The sequence below is a fragment of the Azospirillum sp. B21 genome (assembly GCF_008364825.1).
Lineage (GTDB): Bacteria > Pseudomonadota > Alphaproteobacteria > Azospirillales > Azospirillaceae > Azospirillum.
Map to the genome: position 1 here is coordinate 338,316 of NZ_VTTO01000001.1, position 15,683 is coordinate 353,998.

At 67.5% G+C, this 15,683-nt stretch carries 13 protein-coding genes; 10 read left to right on the forward strand and 3 right to left on the reverse strand.

Going from position 1 to position 15,683, the window contains the following annotated elements:
- The first annotated feature begins 10 nt into the window (after positions 1-10).
- From tmk to FZ983_RS01630, 5 genes are read left to right on the forward strand one after another with little or no spacing between them, the layout of a single operon-like run.
- Positions 11-676 carry a dTMP kinase gene (tmk, locus tag FZ983_RS01610; protein ID WP_149221884.1) on the forward strand — a complete coding sequence of 222 codons (666 nt, stop codon included), beginning with the start codon at positions 11-13 and terminating at the stop codon, positions 674-676.
- Complete coding sequence (locus FZ983_RS01615; protein ID WP_149221885.1) at positions 673-1,803, forward strand: DNA polymerase III subunit delta'; 1,131 nt, start codon at positions 673-675, stop codon at positions 1,801-1,803. The genes tmk and FZ983_RS01615 overlap by 4 nt, the downstream gene beginning before the upstream one ends.
- Before the next feature lie 39 nt (positions 1,804-1,842).
- Entirely contained in the window at positions 1,843-3,402 is a 1,560-nt protein-coding gene (metG, locus tag FZ983_RS01620; RefSeq protein WP_149221886.1) for a methionine--tRNA ligase, read from the forward strand.
- Between the two features lie 9 nt (positions 3,403-3,411).
- Positions 3,412-4,206: a TatD family hydrolase gene (locus tag FZ983_RS01625; protein ID WP_149221887.1), complete on the forward strand. Its 795-nt coding sequence runs from the start codon at positions 3,412-3,414 to the stop codon at positions 4,204-4,206.
- Positions 4,203-5,024, forward strand: a complete 822-nt coding sequence (locus FZ983_RS01630) for an MBL fold metallo-hydrolase (RefSeq protein WP_149221888.1) — start codon at positions 4,203-4,205, stop codon at positions 5,022-5,024. The genes FZ983_RS01625 and FZ983_RS01630 overlap by 4 nt, the downstream gene beginning before the upstream one ends.
- 181 nt (positions 5,025-5,205) lie before the next feature.
- Here FZ983_RS01630 and FZ983_RS01635 read toward each other — a convergent pair whose 3' ends face one another.
- Complete coding sequence (locus FZ983_RS01635; protein ID WP_149221889.1) at positions 5,206-6,303, reverse strand: TRAP transporter substrate-binding protein; 1,098 nt, start codon at positions 6,301-6,303, stop codon at positions 5,206-5,208.
- 638 nt (positions 6,304-6,941) lie between these two features.
- Here FZ983_RS01635 and FZ983_RS01640 point away from each other — a divergent pair.
- The 3 genes from FZ983_RS01640 to FZ983_RS01650 are packed head-to-tail and all read left to right on the forward strand — an operon-like array spanning position 6,942 to position 9,720.
- Positions 6,942-8,129 carry an OpgC domain-containing protein gene (locus tag FZ983_RS01640; protein ID WP_149221890.1) on the forward strand — a complete coding sequence of 396 codons (1,188 nt, stop codon included), beginning with the start codon at positions 6,942-6,944 and terminating at the stop codon, positions 8,127-8,129.
- Positions 8,126-8,935, forward strand: coding sequence for a hypothetical protein (locus FZ983_RS01645; protein WP_149221891.1), 810 nt, complete (start codon positions 8,126-8,128; stop codon positions 8,933-8,935). The genes FZ983_RS01640 and FZ983_RS01645 overlap by 4 nt, the downstream gene beginning before the upstream one ends.
- Entirely contained in the window at positions 8,932-9,720 is a 789-nt protein-coding gene (locus tag FZ983_RS01650) for an SGNH/GDSL hydrolase family protein (RefSeq protein WP_247883529.1), read from the forward strand. Before FZ983_RS01645 ends, FZ983_RS01650 begins: the two co-directional genes overlap by 4 nt.
- A 59-nt stretch (positions 9,721-9,779) precedes the next feature.
- Here the strand turns inward: FZ983_RS01650 and FZ983_RS01655 are convergent, their stop codons facing one another.
- Positions 9,780-10,163, reverse strand: a complete 384-nt coding sequence (locus FZ983_RS01655; RefSeq protein ID WP_109073775.1) for a hypothetical protein — start codon at positions 10,161-10,163, stop codon at positions 9,780-9,782.
- 34 nt (positions 10,164-10,197) lie between these two features.
- Positions 10,198-12,351, reverse strand: a complete 2,154-nt coding sequence (locus FZ983_RS01660; RefSeq protein ID WP_149221892.1) for a GGDEF domain-containing phosphodiesterase — start codon at positions 12,349-12,351, stop codon at positions 10,198-10,200.
- A 207-nt stretch (positions 12,352-12,558) separates the two neighbouring features.
- Here FZ983_RS01660 and recO point away from each other — a divergent pair, with 207 nt between their 5' ends.
- Positions 12,559-13,281 (forward strand): DNA repair protein RecO, encoded by a 723-nt coding sequence (gene recO, locus FZ983_RS01665; protein ID WP_149221893.1) that lies wholly within the window; start codon positions 12,559-12,561, stop codon positions 13,279-13,281.
- A 21-nt stretch (positions 13,282-13,302) separates the two neighbouring features.
- Positions 13,303-15,528, forward strand: a complete 2,226-nt coding sequence (gene parC, locus FZ983_RS01670) for a DNA topoisomerase IV subunit A (protein ID WP_149221894.1) — start codon at positions 13,303-13,305, stop codon at positions 15,526-15,528.
- Positions 15,529-15,683 lie beyond the last annotated feature (155 nt).

The following is a 15,683-nucleotide window of genomic DNA, read 5'->3' on the forward strand; positions in this document are numbered from 1 at the left end:
CGTGACGACCATGCCGACCTCTCCACATCGCGGGCGCTTCATCACGCTGGAAGGCGGCGAAGGGGCCGGCAAGTCGACGCAGCTGCGCCGACTGGCCGACACCTTGCGGGAGTCGCTGCGCGCCCGCGGCGTCGAGCTGGTGACGACGCGCGAGCCGGGCGGATCGCCGGGGGCGGAGGAGATCCGCGGCCTGCTGGTGACCGGCGAGACCGGCCGCTGGAGCCCGGTGACGGAGGCGCTGCTGCACACCGCCGCCCGCCGCGACCATCTGGAGCGCAGGGTCTGGCCGGCGCTGGAGGCCGGGAATTGGGTGCTGTGCGACCGATTCTTCGACAGCACCATGGCCTATCAGGGCTATGGGCTGGGGCTGGGGCGCGAGTTGGTGGAGACGCTGCAGACGGCGGCGCTGGGCGGCTTCCGCCCCGACCTGACGCTGATCCTCGACATCGATGTCGAGACCGGCCTGCGCCGCGCGGTGGCGCGCCATGGCGGCGAGGACCGCTATGAGCGGATGGACATCGGCTTTCACCAGCGGCTGCGCGACGGCTTCCTCGACATCGCCCGGCGGGAGCCGGACCGCTGTGCCGTGGTGGATGCCGACGCCGACCTCGACACCGTGCAGGCGCGCATCCGGGACGCGGTGTCGGGCCGGCTGGGGCTGGAGCTGAGACCGTGAGCAAGGCGCGCACATCGGCATCCGCCGCTCCGGCCGCGGAGGAGGCGCTCGCCCCCCGGCGCAACCCCGATCTCGTCGGCCATGATGAGGCGGAACGGCTGCTGCTGGAAGCCTGGAACTCCGGCCGGCTGCCGCATGCCTGGCTGATCGGCGGGACGCCGGGAATCGGCAAGGCGACGCTGGCCTTCCGCTTCGCCCGCTTCGTCCTGGCGCAGGAACAGCCGGGCGACAGCCTGTTCGGCGGACCATCGGGGGGTGCCGCTCCGGTCACGTCGCTGCATATCGGGCCGGACCATCCGGTGTTCCGCCGGGTGGCGTCGGGCGGCCATGCCGACCTGCTGACCGTCGAGCGCCAGCGCGACGAGAAGAAGGACCGGCTGAAGCGCGACATCGCGGTGGACGACGTGCGCAAGATCGGCCCCTTCCTGCGCCGCACCTCGGCGGAAGGCGGCTGGCGCGTCGCGGTGATCGACGGCGCCGACCGCATGAACCTGAGCGGCCTGAACGCCATCCTGAAGATCCTGGAGGAGCCGCCGCCCGGCGCCCTGCTGCTGCTGGTCAGCGACAATCCCGGCGGGATGCTGCCGACCATCCGCTCGCGCTGCCGCAAGCTGACGCTGAAGCCGCTGCCGGAAGAGACGGTGATCGACCTGCTGGGGCGGCACCGGCCGGACATCGCCGCCGACGACCGCCCGGCGCTGGCCCGTTTGTCGGAGGGCAGCGTCGGCCGTGCCATCGATCTGGCCGATGCGGGCGGGCTGGCGCTCTACCGCGAGATGATCGGGCTGCTGTCCGACCTGCCGCGCATCGACATCGTCGCGGCCCACGCCTTCGGCGACAAGCTGACCCGCAAACAGGACGACGGGATGTTCGAGACGGCGACGGAGCTGCTGGTCTGGTGGCTGGCCCGCTTCGCCCGCTCTCTCGCCCGTGGTTCCTGGCCGGCGGAGGTGGTGCCGGGCGAGGCCGCCCTGATGACCCGGCTCGCCAATGCCCGCGGCCTTGAACGTTGGGTGGAGGTGTGGGAAAAGGTTCAGCGTCTTTTCGCGCGCGCGGAATCCGCAAACCTGGACCGCAAGCAGGTGGTCCTGAACGCCCTGTCGGCGCTGGAAACGGCCGCCGCCTAGCGTTTTTTCGAGACGAGCCGACAAACCTACTGGAAGAAAGTGCCGCAAATGGCCGGGCCGAAGACCTTCTATCTGACGACGCCGATCTATTACGTGAACGACGTGCCGCACATCGGCCACGCCTACACGACGCTTGCCTGCGACGTCCTCGCCCGGTTCATGCGCCTCGACGGCTATGACGTGAAGTTCCTGACCGGTACCGACGAGCATGGCCAGAAGGTGGAGAAGTCGGCGGAAAAGGCCGGCATTCCACCGCAGGACTTCACCGACCGGGTGTCGCAGAACTTCCGCGATCTCGTGTCGCTGATGAACTATTCCAACGACGACTTCATCCGCACCACCGAGCCGCGCCACGTCACGTCGGTGCAGGCGCTGTGGACGGTGCTGAAGGAGAAGGGCGAGATTTATCTCGGGTCCTACGCCGGCTGGTATTCGGTTCGCGACGAAGCCTTTTATGGCGAAGACGAGCTGACCACCAATGCCGAGGGCAAGAAGATCGCTCCCACCGGTGCCGAGTGCGAGTGGGTGGAGGAACCGTCCTACTTCTTCAAGCTCTCGGCCTGGCAGGACCGGCTGATCGAGTTCTATGAACAGAACCCGGACTTCATCGCGCCGGCCGGCAAGCGCAACGAGGTGATGTCCTTCGTCAAGTCGGGGCTGAAGGACCTGTCGGTCAGCCGCACCACCTTCAAGTGGGGCATCCCGGTGCCGGGCGACGACGCCCACATCATGTATGTCTGGCTCGACGCGCTGGCGAACTACATCACCGCCGTCGGCTATCCCGACACGACGGGCGAGTATGCCAAGTACTGGCCGGCCGACCTGCACATGGTCGGCAAGGACATCCTGCGCTTCCACGCCGTCTATTGGCCCGCTTTCCTGATGGCCGCCGGTCTGCAGCCGCCCAAGCGCGTGTTCGCCCATGGCTGGTGGACCATCGAAGGCCAGAAGATGTCGAAGTCTCTCGGCAACGTCATCGCGCCGGACACGCTGGTCGACACCTACGGCCTCGACCAGACCCGCTATTTCCTGCTGCGCGAAGTGCCGTTCGGCAATGACGGCGACTTCTCGCACAAGCAGATGGTCAACCGGATCAACGGCAACCTCGCCAACGATTACGGCAATCTGGTGCAGCGCGTCCTGTCGATGATCGGCAAGAACTGCGGCGCCGCCGTGCCGACGCCGGGTGCGTTCACCGAAGCGGACAACGCGCTGCTGGGCTCCGCCTACGGCATCCTCGACATCGTTCGGGCGGAGATCAGGGCGCAGGCCTTCCACAAGGCGCTGGATGCCATCTGGGCCGTGGTCGGCGACGCCAACCGCTATGTCGACGAACAGGCCCCCTGGGCGCTGAAGAAGACCGATCCGGCGCGCATGGCGACCGTGCTGTATGTGCTGGCCGAGACGATCCGCCATCTGGCGATCCTGACCCAGCCGGTGATGCCGGATTCTTCCGCCAAGATCCTCGACCTGCTGGCCCTGGGACCGGATGCGCGCGGCTTCGGCACGCTGGGGCCGTCGGGGGCGCTGGTCGCCGGCACGCCGCTGCCGACGCCGCAGGGCGTCTTCCCGCGCTACGTCGAAGAACCGAAGGCCTGAGTTTCCAGTATGCTCGTCGACAGCCATTGCCATCTGGACTTTCCCGATTTCGCCGAAGAGCTGGACGCGGTCGTCGACCGCGCCCGGCAGGCCGGCATCGGGCGGATGGTCACCATCTGCACCTATATCAGCCGCTTCGACCGCATCCTGGCGGTGGCGGAACGCTATGACGACATCCTCTGCTCGGTTGGGGTCCATCCCCATCAGGCGGCGGAGGAGTTCGCCATCACCACCGTCGACAAGCTGGTGGAGCTGTCGCGCCATCCCAAGGTGATCGGGCTGGGCGAGACCGGGCTCGACTATTTCTACGACAAGAGCCCGCGCGACCAGCAGCAGGAGTGCTTCCGCCGGCACATCCGCGCCAGCCTGGAAACCGGCCTGCCGCTGATCATCCACACCCGCGACGCCGACGACGACACCATGCGCATCGTCAAGGAGGAAGCGGCCGGACAGCCGGTGAAGGGGCTGCTGCACTGCTTCAGCTCCGGCCGGGCGCTGGCGGAAGAGGCGGTGGAGTACGGCTTCACCTTGTCGCTGTCGGGGATCGTCACCTTCAAGAAGTCGGAGGATCTCCGCACCATCGTGAAGGACGTGCCGATCGACCGCATCCTGGTGGAGACGGACGCGCCCTACCTCGCGCCGATCCCCTTCCGCGGCAAGCGCAACGAGCCGGCCTATGTCGCCCACACGGCGGCCTGCGTGGCCGAGGTGAAGGGCGTGTCGGCGGAGGAACTGGCGCGCGTGACCACCGACAACTTCTTCCGTCTGTTCGACAAGGCCGCTCCAGGCAAGGCGGCTGCATGAGTGTGGACGGCGCATCAACCGGCATTTCACCCGGCGCGATGCGCGTGACCGTCCTTGGCTGCGGCGGGTCACGCGGCGTTCCGGTGATCGCCGGGGTGCCGGGTGGCCAGTGGGGCCGCTGCGACCCCGCCAATCCGAAGAACCGCCGCATGCGCCCATCGGTGCTGGTCGAGCGGAACGGCGTGTCGGTTCTGGTCGACACCTCCCCCGACCTGCGGCAGCAATTGCTCGACAGCGGCTGCGCGCGGTTGGACGCCGTGCTGTGGACCCACCAGCATGCCGACCATTGCCACGGCATCGACGAACTGCGCGAGATCTGCCGGCAGATGCATGCGCCGATCGACGCCTATGGCTGGGACGAACATCTGCGCGACATCGAGATACGCTTCCCCTATTGCTTCGATCCTCTGCCCGACGGCTACCCCTTCTACCGGCCGGTGCTGAAGACACATCGCATCGACGGCCCGTTCAACGTGAAGGGGCTGGAGGTGACGCCGTTCGAGCAGGACCACGGCTATATGCGGACGGTGGGCTACCGGTTCGGCGGCTTCGCCTATTCGACCGACGTTGTGCGGCTGGACGAGCGGGCCTTCGCGGCGCTGGCGGGGGTGGACACCTGGGTGGTCGATTGCGGGCGGATCGAGCCGCCGCATCCGGTACATGCGCATCTGGCGCTGACGCTGGAATGGATCGAACGGGTGCAGCCGCGGCGGGCCTATCTGACCCACATGGACAACAGCATGGACTACGACAGCCTGCGGCGGATCCTGCCGGAGGGGGTCGAGCCGGCGTATGATGGGATGGTGATCGAGGTTTAGGAGTCGGCGGGGGAGTAAGTGCCCCCTCCCTTCCCATGGCTGCGCCATGGGCCCCTTCCCTCCCCCGCCTTCGGCGGGAGAGGGAGTGAACCGTCGGGCGGCGGAGTTCCCTCTCCCTCGAAGAGGGGAAGGGTTAGGGAGGGGGCAAAAGCCTGCACCTCCCTCCCCTATCGAAAACTATTTACTTCTTCTTCTCAAGCGGCGGGGCCGCGTAGACGAAGCGGTCGAAGCTGTATTCGGCGACGCGGAACCACAGATACTCCTCCTCGCGGAACTTCTTCCACGCGTCGTAGATCTTGCGGAACTTCTCGTTCTTCGCGGCCTCTTCCTCGTACACCTCGATGGCGGCCTGATAGCAGGCCTGCATCACCTCGTTGGGGAAGGGGCGCAGCTGGGTGCCGGCGGCGACCAGACGCTTCAGCGCGGTCATGTTCTGGACGTCGTACTTGCCCAGCATGTCCAGCGTCGCGTCGGAGCAGGCCGCATGCAGTGCCGCCTTGTAGGCCGGCGGCAGCGATTCGAACTTCTCCTTGCCGAACATCATGGAGACCTGCGGGCCGCCTTCCCACCAGCCGGGATAGTAGTAATACTTGGCGACCTTGTTGAAGCCGAGCTTCTCGTCGTCGTAGGGGCCGACGAACTCGGCGCCGTCGATGGTGCCCTTTTCCAGCGCGGGATAGATGTCGCCGCCGCCGATCTGCTGCGGCACGACGCCCAGGCGGGCCATGATGGTGCCGGCATAGCCGCCGATGCGGAACTTCAGGCCCTTCAGGTCTTCGACCGACTTGATTTCCTTGCGGAACCAGCCGCCCATCTGGGTGCCGGTGTTGCCGGCGCCGATGGCGACGAGGTTGTGCCCGGCGAAGAACTCCGCCATCAGCTCCTTGCCGCCGCCATGGGTCATCCAGGCGTTCTGCTGGCGCGCGTTCAGGCCGAACGGCATCGCCGCGTCGAAGGCGAAGGTCGGATCCTTGCCGACGTAATAGTAGGAGACGGTGTGGCCGCACTCGATGGTGCCGTCCTTGACCGCATCCAGAACCTGGAGCGCCGGGACGATCTCACCGGCCGCGAAGACGCGGATCTGGAACTTGCCGTCGGTCAGTTCGGCCACGCGCTTGGACACGAACTCCGCACCGCCGTAGATGGTGTCGAGGCTCTTCGGGAAGCTGGAGGCGCAACGCCACTTGATCTCGGGCGAGGACTGCGCAATGGCGGGGGCGGCAAGCGTGCTGGCGGCGACGCCCACACCGGCCGAGGTCAGAAATGCACGACGTTTCATCCAGAAGCTCCCTTTGTCCGTTCTCTGTTATGCGTTGTTATGCGTTCTTGTTGCCGGACCGGGGTCTGCCGGCCCGCAACCGGACGAGCCGGACCCTCCACGGGACCGGACGGCACCGGTTGAGCGGGAAAAGCGGGAGTGGTTGGGATGCAGCCCGGCCGGATGCACGCATGACCGGATGAATGCTCGGCCGGCCCGGACGGCGCATCGGGGACACCGTGAAAGCCCACGCGCCTGCACATGGACGGCACGACCGTTCCCGGTCTCTGCTTGCGCTTCCTCCCATCCATCCGGGTTTGCGGCCGGCCTTCCGGCCGATCCGTCCCAGCTTTCTTTCGCTGATCAGATTATGCAGGAAGCGAATGGTCGGGATCAAGCGCGAAGCGGAATTGACGTCCATATTTCAGAGGTTTAACGCTGCGGCGCGAAGCCGCGGGTTCCATTCAACCACTCCGGCGGGACGACGTCGGCCGTGGGTCCCGCGGCATTGCTTCTCGACTCCGCCGCCCTTGCCCCCATCTGTTGCAGGCACGGCCGATGACCCGGAGGAATGATCCCTGGAAAGGTCGGGCGGCGGAGCTTAAGACCGCACTGGCGTGTTGATTGGGGGAGAGTGGGACCTTGCGGGTTGGACGGCCATGAGAGACGTGACTGTGGCGGAGCGTGGGGCGGAGCGTGGGGCGGTGTCTGCCGCGGCGCGTGACCTGCGGCTGGATTTCTTCCGCGGGCTGGCGCTGTGGTTCATCTTCGTGAATCACATCCCGGCCAACCAGATTTCCTGGCTGACGCCGCGCAATTTCGGCCTGAGCGACGCCACGGAGATCTTCGTCTTCATCTCCGGCTACACCGCGGCGCTTGTCTATGGCCGGACGCTGGACCGGCAGGGCATGCCGATGGCGGCGGCACAGGTGCTGCACCGCTGCTGGACGCTGTACGCCACCTACATCATCCTGTTCTTCGCCTTCACCGCCCAGATCGCCTACACCGCCCGCGCCTTCGACAGCCCGCTGTTCGCCGAGGAGATGGGCATCGCCGGCTATTTCCTGGACCCCGTCACCGCCCTGACCCAGGCCCTGCTGCTGAAGTTCAGGCCGGCGAATCTGGATGTGCTGCCGCTCTACATCGTGCTTCTGCTGGCCTTCCCCCTGATATTGCCTGTGCTGCGCCGCCGGCCGCTGGGGGTCCTGGCCGGTTCCGCCGCGGTCTATCTGGCGTCCCGGCATTGGGGCTGGAACCTGCCCACCCACCCGGACGGCGGCGTCTGGTACTTCAACCCCTTCACCTGGCAGCTGCTGTTCGTGGCGGGCGCGGCATTGCAGTTCCGGCCGGATGTGCGCGCCGTCCTGACCCGCTTCCGCCTGCCGGTGATGGTCGCGGCGGTGGCGATCCTGCTGGCCGGCCTGTACCTGACCCTGTCCTGGAAGTTCGCCCCGCTGCATGCGCTGATCCCCGACGCGGTGACGGAGTTCCTCTACCCCATCAGCAAGACCGACCTCGATCCGCTGCGCCTGTTGCATTTCTTCGCGCTGGCCTATGTCGTGCTCCGGTTGGTTCCGGCCGGGGCGTCCTGGCTGAACGGATCACTGGCCGCGCCGGTGCTCGATTGCGGGCGGCAGTCGCTGCAGGTGTTCTGCCTGGGCGTGCTCCTGTCCTTCGCCGGACAGACCGTGCTGGTCCATGTCAGCGGCTCGCTTTCCGCACAGTTCCTTGTTACCGTGCTGGGCATCGCCACGATGGTGCTGCTGGCCCGCTTCCTCGGCTGGTACCAGTCGGCCGAACGGGCGCGTCGCCACAGGGTCGCGGCCAGCAGGAATGTGGGTGCATGAGCGGACAGGGTTTGAGACGGTTGCTGACGGCCATGGCCATCGCGCTGGCGGCTCTCGCCCTTTCCGGACCGGCCCATGCGGCGAACGCCGCGGCGGTGGATCCCGCCTGCGCCGTGCCGGACACCGTGCTTGCCCCCGGTGAAGGGCTGCCACGGGTGTCGGCGCGGCTGGCCGCCGGCCGGCGCCTGTCGGTCCTGATCGTCCATTCCGCCAAGCAGGCCGCAAAGCCCGGCATCGTCGGCTATCCCGCCCGGCTGGAAGAGGAGTTGAAGCGCCGCTTGCCCGGCCGCGCCGTGCGGACCGCCGTGCTGAGCCTGCCCGGCGAACCTGCGCCCGCCATGGTGGCACCGCTGGCCGAGGCGGTCGACGACCAGCGCCCGGCGCTGGTGGTCTGGCAGACCGGCACGGTCGACGCCATGCGCAACCTGGACCCCGAGAGCTTCGGCACGGCGCTGCAGGCCGGCATCGCCGAGGTCCAGCGCCGCGGCGCCGACATCGTCATCATGGACATGCAGTACAGCATGCACACGGCGCAGCTGATCGACTTCGCGCCCTACGTGTCCTACATGTCCTGGCTGGCCCAGAGTTCCGACGTCTTCCACTTCCCCCGCTACGACATCATGCGGCATTGGGTGGAGGATGGCCGGGTCGATTTCGCCGACGAGGGGGACGAGGCGAAGCGGCGGTCTTATGATTTCGTTCACCGTTGCATCGGACAATTGCTGGCGGAAAGCATCGCCACGATGATCGCCCCTTCGGCGACAATCCCCCCGGCAGTGGCGCGAAGCAACGGAACGAGCCCTTGAACAAGCCCTTCAGCCTGCATCACGCCGCCCGCCTCCTGACACTGATCTCAGCCATCGCCTTATCCGCTCCCGCATTGGCCGCCGATCCGGCAGCCTCGGCGCAATGCCAGCTGCCGCGCGGCGATGCGGCATTGTCGGCCCCCCTGCCGCAGCTGTCCCAGCGCATCGCGACCGGCGCGCCGATCCGCATCGTCGCCATCGGCTCCTCCTCCACCGCCGGGGCGGGGGCGAGCGCGCCCGACAGGACCTATCCGGCCCGCCTCGCCCATTATCTCGCCGAGCGCTTCCGCAACGCGGACATCGCGGTGCTGAACCGCGGCATCAACGGCGAGACCGACGACCAGACCGAAAAGCGGATCGATGCCGACGCGCTGGGCGCCAGGCCCGATCTGGTGATCTGGCAGGTCGGCGCCAACACGGTGCTGCGCGACGGCGACCAGGGCCTGAGCGAGCGTTCGGTCCGCCAGGGGGTGGAACGGCTGCGCGCTGCCGGGGTGGACGTGGTGCTGATGGACCTGCAATACGCGCCGAAGATGCTGGACAAGACCGGCGTCGCCCCGATGCTGGCGCGCATCGCCGGGATCGCCGTCGATCAACGTGTCGGCCTGTTCCACCGGTTCGACGTGATGCGGTCGCTGGTGGAGAAGCGGGGGATGGCAGTCACCGACCTGATCGGACCGGATGGCGTCCACCAGAACGACGGCGGCTACGACTGTGTCGCCCGCTTGCTGGCGATGGGGATCGAGGACGCGGTGCGCGTCCATGAGAGCGGGGTGAAGCGGTAGGGGGCTCTCAGAGCCCCTCTCTCCGGGAAGTCTCCCTCTCCCCCGGGGAGAGGGGATTATCACCGCTGCATCATCGCGCTTTCCTTGCCGCAGAGGAAAAACACCTTCGAATAGACCTTCAGCAGCGCGTCGGTCAGCGCCTGGACCTCCGGGCTGCCCATGGCGCGCGGCTTGGCGGGGTCGACATGCAGGACGCAGCTGTCCTTCACATCGTTGAAGGCGGCCAGCGCGTGGATGCGGTCGGGGCGGAACTCGTCGGGGAAATTCTCGTCCATCAGCCAGAAGCACTGGAAGTTCCGGCAGGATTGCGGCCGCTCCTCGTAGATCGAGCAGCCCTTGCCCTGGTCGCAGGACGCGCACCATTTGGCCGCGGGCTTCTTCAGCTCCGGCACCCCCATCAGCTTGCAGCAGAGGGTGCATTCACCGCAGGTGCGGTCGGACATCACGCAAACTCCAAATCAACGGCTCGCAGCGGCCTTAAGCCGGTGCTGGCAGGGCGATGTGCTCGTCTTCGGCGGCCAGCAGCCTCTCCACCGCTTCCGGCAGGGCCGGGCGGGCGAAGTGATAGCCTTGGGCGTACTTGCACAGACCGCGCAGATACACCGCTTCGTCCGCCGTTTCCACCCCTTCCGCCACGGCGTCGAGCCGCAAAATGGTGGCAAGGCCGGCGATGACCTGGACGATGGCGGCGTTGCCCTCCCCCGTCGACACCGCGCGGACGAAGCTGCGGTCGATCTTCAGCACATCCACCGGCAGCTTGTGCAGATAGGCCAGCGAGGAATAGCCGGTGCCGAAATCGTCGATCGACAGCCGGACGTCCATGTCGCGGATGCTCTGCATCAGCATCCGGCATTCGTCCGGGTCCTGCATCAGCAGGCTTTCGGTCAGTTCCAGCTTCAGGCTGGACGGCGGGATCGGCACGGCGTCCAGCAGGTCGCGCACCGCCCCGACCAGATCGTCGTCACGGAATTGGCGGGTGGAGACGTTGACGCTCATGAACAGCGGCACGGGCCTCGGGAAGCGCGCCTGCCAAAGTGCCAACTGCCGCACCGCCTCCCCCAATGCCCAGCGGCCCATCGGCGCGATCAGGCCGGTCTCCTCGGCCAGCGGGATGAACTCCGCCGGCGGGACCAGTCCGCGGTCGGGGTGGTTCCAGCGCATCAGCGCCTCGAAGCCGGCGATGGCCCCGGTCTCCAGCAGGACGATGGGCTGGTAGTGCAGGCAGAGCTGGCCCTGTTCCAGGGCGGCGCGCAGGTCGGCCTCCATCCGCATGGCGGCCATCGCCTGACGGCGGAGGTTGGCGTCGAAGACGTCGATGCGCGCACGCCCGCCACTCTTGGCGCGGTACATGGACAGGCTGGCGTCGCGCAGCATGTCCTCCGCCCGGTCGTAGCCGGTCTGGCTCAGCGCCACGCCGATGGAGGCGGTCAGCACGAGGTCGCGGCCCTCCTCCAGCGTGATGGGACGGGAAATGGCGCGTGCCATGCGCTCCGCCGCCTCCAGCGCGTCGCCGGCATCGTCCAGCTCATCCACCAGCACGGCGAACTCGTCAGCGGACAGGCGGGCCAGCGTGTCGCCGACGCGCCGGCTGGTGTCGAGCCGCTTGGCGATGATGCGCAGTACGCGGTCGCCGGCACTGCTGCCCAGCGCGTCATTGATCGCCTTGAAGCGGTCCAGGTCGATGATGATCGCGGCGAAAGGCCGGGCGCCGGCCCGGCGGTTGCGGTCCAGCGCCTGCCCGATGCGGTCGAGCAGAAGCGTGCGGTTGGGCAGCCCGGTCATGGCGTCGTGGACGGCATCGAACAGGATCTGCTGTTCGGCCTTTTTGCGCGCGGTGATGTCGGTCATCGAACCGGCCATGCGGACGGCGCCGCCCTTTTCGATGCGCGCCTTCTCATTGCGCACGGCCAGCCCGCGCACCAGCATCCACATCTCCTGCCCGGCTTTGTCGCGGATGCGGAATTCGTGCTGAAGGTGCGGACGCTCTCCGGCCAGATGCAGGTTGATCGCGGTTTGCAGCCCGTCCAGGTCGCCGGGCAGGACGCGGCGGAACCACTCGTCGATGGTGTCGCCGATCTCGGCATCCTCATAACCCAGCATCGCCTTCCAGCGCGGGGAGTAGTAGACCTCGCCGCTGTCGATGTGCCAGTCCCACAACCCATCGGCGGCACCGGCGGCGGCGAGCGCATAGCGCTCCTCGCTCTGGCGCAGGCGCTGTTCGGCGAGCTTGCGGTCGGTGATGTCGGCGACGGAGCCGACCAGCCGGATCGGATACCCGGTATCGTCCATCACCGCCATGCCGCGGCAGACCAGCCAGCGCCATCGCGGTTTGTCGGCCGACTCGGCGGCGGCATCGGCACGGCGGATGCGGTGCTCGATCTGGAAGGGAACAGACAGCCCGACCATCTGCGCTTCGAACGAGGCGTGCAGCCAGTCGATGTCCTCCGGGTGGACCAGCGACAGCCAGTCGTTCGGCCGGTTGGTCTCGCGGCTGGGATCACCCGGGGGCAGACCAAGGAATTCCTTGAAGCGGGGGGAGAGGTACAGCGTGTCGCTGCGCAGGTCCCAGTCCCAGACGCCTTCGGAGCCGGCCTTTTCCGCCAGCAGATATCGGTCGATGTTGGTGTTCAAGACCCCTCGTCGGACCCGTTGGCGGCCTGCGATTGGTGGGGCCTCCCACCGTTGAGGTCACGATTGTGGGGGTGGTTTGGTGAAGAATCGGTGAATGCCCTCGACGCGGGCGGTTCCAATCATCACGACCGGTTCCCTTGGGGAGATTTTTTCCTATATTAGGATAGCTCGCCATCTCCCCTGCCACCTCATCTGCGAACGGCACCGATGGATTGGTCCGATCAGGGAATCGTTCTGTCCGCCCGCCCCCAGGGGGAAGGATCCGCCGTCGCGACCCTGCTGACGCGTGAGCACGGCCGCCATGCCGGCATGGTGATGGGCGGCCGGTCGGCGCGCCAGCGCGGCACGCTGGAGCCGGGAACCCTGGTCCATGTCCGCTGGCGCGGGCGTCTGCCGGAGCATCTCGGCCATTTCACCCTGGAGCCGGTGAAGGGCTATGCCGCCAATTTCTTCGACGACGCCCAGGCGCTGGCCGCCCTGATCAGCGCCTGCGCGCTGGTGGAGGCGGCCCTGCCGGAGCGGGAGGCCCATCCCGCCCTGTTCGACGGGCTGCTCGCCCTGTTCGACCTGCTGGAAAGCCCGGCCTGGGCGGAGAGCTATGTGCGGTGGGAGATCGGGCTGCTGGCGGAGCTTGGATTCGGCCTCGACCTCGACCGCTGTGCCGTGTCGGGGGCGAACGACTATCTCGCCTATGTCAGCCCGCGCACCGGCCGCGCGGTGACCGCGTCGGTGGGCGAGCCTTATCGCGACCGGCTGCTTCCCCTGCCCGATTTCCTGGCCGGGCGCGGCGGCGGCGGGCCGGCTGCGGTGTCCGACGGGCTGCGGCTGACCGCGCATTTCCTGGAACGCCACGTGCTGAACGGGCCGCTGCCGCCCGCGCGCGAACGCCTAAGAGAACGTTACGCGAACGCGGTAGCGCGCTCATCCTGAAACTGTTAAACCGACCTCATCATGAAGCCGCAAAACCCCGCCTCCGAGATTCTGGAAAAGCCGCTGGCCGACGCGCTCGGCGAGCGCTACCTCAGCTACGCGCTGTCCACCATCATGTCCCGCTCGCTGCCCGACGTGCGCGACGGGCTGAAGCCGGTGCACCGACGCCTGCTGTTCGCCATGAGCCAACTCCGGCTGGAACCGACGACGCCGCCCAAGAAGTCGGCGCGCGTCGTCGGCGACGTGATCGGCAAGTTCCATCCGCACGGCGACAGCTCGGTCTACGACGCGCTGGTGCGATTGGCGCAGGATTTCTCCGTCCGCTATCCGCTGGTCGATGGACAAGGGAATTTCGGCAACATCGACGGCGATAACGCCGCGGCGATGCGGTACACCGAAGCCCGCCTGACCGAGGTCGCCAAGGCCCTGCTGGAGGGTATCGACGAGGACGCCGTCGATTTCCGCCCGACCTATGACGGCGACGGCGACGAGCCGGCGGTCCTGCCCTCCAACTTCCCGAACCTGCTGGCGAACGGGTCCAGCGGCATCGCGGTGGGCATGGCGACCAACATCCCGCCGCACAATGTCGGCGAGATCTGCGACGCGCTGCGCCATCTGATCAAGCACCGCGACGCGTCGATCGAGACGCTGGTCGGATTCATGCCCGGCCCCGATTTCCCCACCGGCGGCGTGCTGGTCGAGTCGCGGGAAAATGTGGTCGAGGCCTACCGCACCGGCCGCGGCGCCTTCCGCCTGCGCGCCCGCTGGGAAGTGGAGAAGCTGGGCCAGGGCACCTGGCAGATCGTCGTCACCGAGGTCCCCTATCAGGTGCAGAAGGCCCGGCTGGTCGAGAAGATTGCCGAGCTGCTGCTGGCCAAGAAGCTGATCCTGCTGGAGGACGTCCGCGACGAATCGGCGGAGGATGTCCGCCTCGTCCTGGTGCCGAAGAGCCGGAACGTGGATCCCGAGGTGCTGATGGCCTCGCTGTTCCAGGCGACCGACCTGGAGATCCGCTTTTCGCTGAACATGAACGTGCTGGGCGCCGATCATGTGCCGCGGGTGATGAACCTGCGAGAGGTGCTGCAGGCCTTCCTCGACCACCGGCACGAGGTGCTGGTCCGCCGGTCAAACCACCGCCTGCGGCAGATCGACCACCGGCTGGAGGTTCTCGGCGGCTATCTCGCCGCGTATCTGAACCTGGACGAGGTGATCCGCATCATCCGCGAGGAGGACGAGCCGAAGCAGGAGTTGATCCGCGCCTTCACCCTGACCGACGTGCAGGCCGACGCCATCCTCAACATGCGGCTGCGCAACCTGCGCAAGCTGGAGGAGATGGAGATCCGGCGCGAGCACGACACGCTGACCACCGAGAAGAACGGCCTGCTGGAGCTGCTGGGCGACGAGACCCTGCGCTGGAAGCGGATCGCCGAAAGCGTGGCCGAGATCAAGAAGAAGTTCGGCGGCGGCGCGCTGGGCAAGCGGCGCACCGACGTGGCCGACGCGCCGGCGGTGATCGAGGTGCCGCTGGACGCGCTGGTGGAGCGCGAGCCGGTGACCGTCATCTGCTCCGCCAAGGGCTGGATCCGCACGATGCGCGGCCACCTGACCGACGCCGAAGCGGAGGACGTGAAGTACAAGGACGGCGACGCCCGCGGCTTCGTCGAGCGGTGCGAGACGACCGACAAGCTTCTTGTCTTCGCCAGCAACGGCAAGTTCTTCACCATCGGCGTCGACAAGCTGCCGCGCGGCCGCGGCTTTGGCGAGCCGGTGCGGCTGATGATCGACCTCGGCAACGACGTGGACATCGTCGACCTGTTCCGCCACCAGCCCGGCCGCACCCTGCTGGTGGTGTCGGAGGACGGCCGCGGCTTCCGCGTGGAGGAGGCGGAGGTGCTGGCCCAGACCCGCGCCGGCAAACAGGTGCTGAACCTGGAGGACGGCAAGTCCGCACGCATCTGCCATCCGGTGACCGGCGACACCCTCGCCATCATCGGCAACAACCGCAAGATGCTGGTCTTCCCGCTGGAGCAGGTGCCGGTGATGACCCGCGGCAAGGGCGTCCAGCTTCAGAAGTACAAGGACGCCAGTGTCGCCGACGTGAAGACCTTCACGCTGGCCGAGGGCCTGAGCTGGAGGAACGGCGAGCGGAACTTCAACGTCACCGACCTGACCGGCTGGATGGGCGACCGCGCCGGCCAGGGCAAGATGCCGCCGAACGGGTTCCCGAAGAACAACCGCTTCATGTGAGGGGAATGTGGGGGTGCTTGCTGGTGCCCCCTCCCTCCCACGGCTTCGCCGCGGGTCCCTCCCTCCCCCGCCCTCGGCCAACCGAAGGTCGGTCCGATCGCGGTAGAGGGTAGATTTGCATTGCGGCGGCAGTCCCCTCTCCCACCGAAGGTGGG

Coding starts and splice junctions, on each gene's coding strand:
- tmk (WP_149221884.1), top strand. CDS start 11: ATGCCGACCTCTCCACATCGCGGGCGCTTCATCACGCTGGAAGGCGGC.
- FZ983_RS01625 (WP_149221887.1), top strand. CDS start 3,412: ATGCTCGTCGACAGCCATTGCCATCTGGACTTTCCCGATTTCGCCGAA.
- FZ983_RS01630 (WP_149221888.1), top strand. CDS start 4,203: ATGAGTGTGGACGGCGCATCAACCGGCATTTCACCCGGCGCGATGCGC.
- FZ983_RS01635 (WP_149221889.1), bottom strand. CDS start 6,303: ATGAAACGTCGTGCATTTCTGACCTCGGCCGGTGTGGGCGTCGCCGCC.
- FZ983_RS01640 (WP_149221890.1), top strand. CDS start 6,942: ATGAGAGACGTGACTGTGGCGGAGCGTGGGGCGGAGCGTGGGGCGGTG.
- FZ983_RS01645 (WP_149221891.1), top strand. CDS start 8,126: ATGAGCGGACAGGGTTTGAGACGGTTGCTGACGGCCATGGCCATCGCG.
- FZ983_RS01655 (WP_109073775.1), bottom strand. CDS start 10,163: ATGTCCGACCGCACCTGCGGTGAATGCACCCTCTGCTGCAAGCTGATG.
- recO (WP_149221893.1), top strand. CDS start 12,559: ATGGATTGGTCCGATCAGGGAATCGTTCTGTCCGCCCGCCCCCAGGGG.
- parC (WP_149221894.1), top strand. CDS start 13,303: ATGAAGCCGCAAAACCCCGCCTCCGAGATTCTGGAAAAGCCGCTGGCC.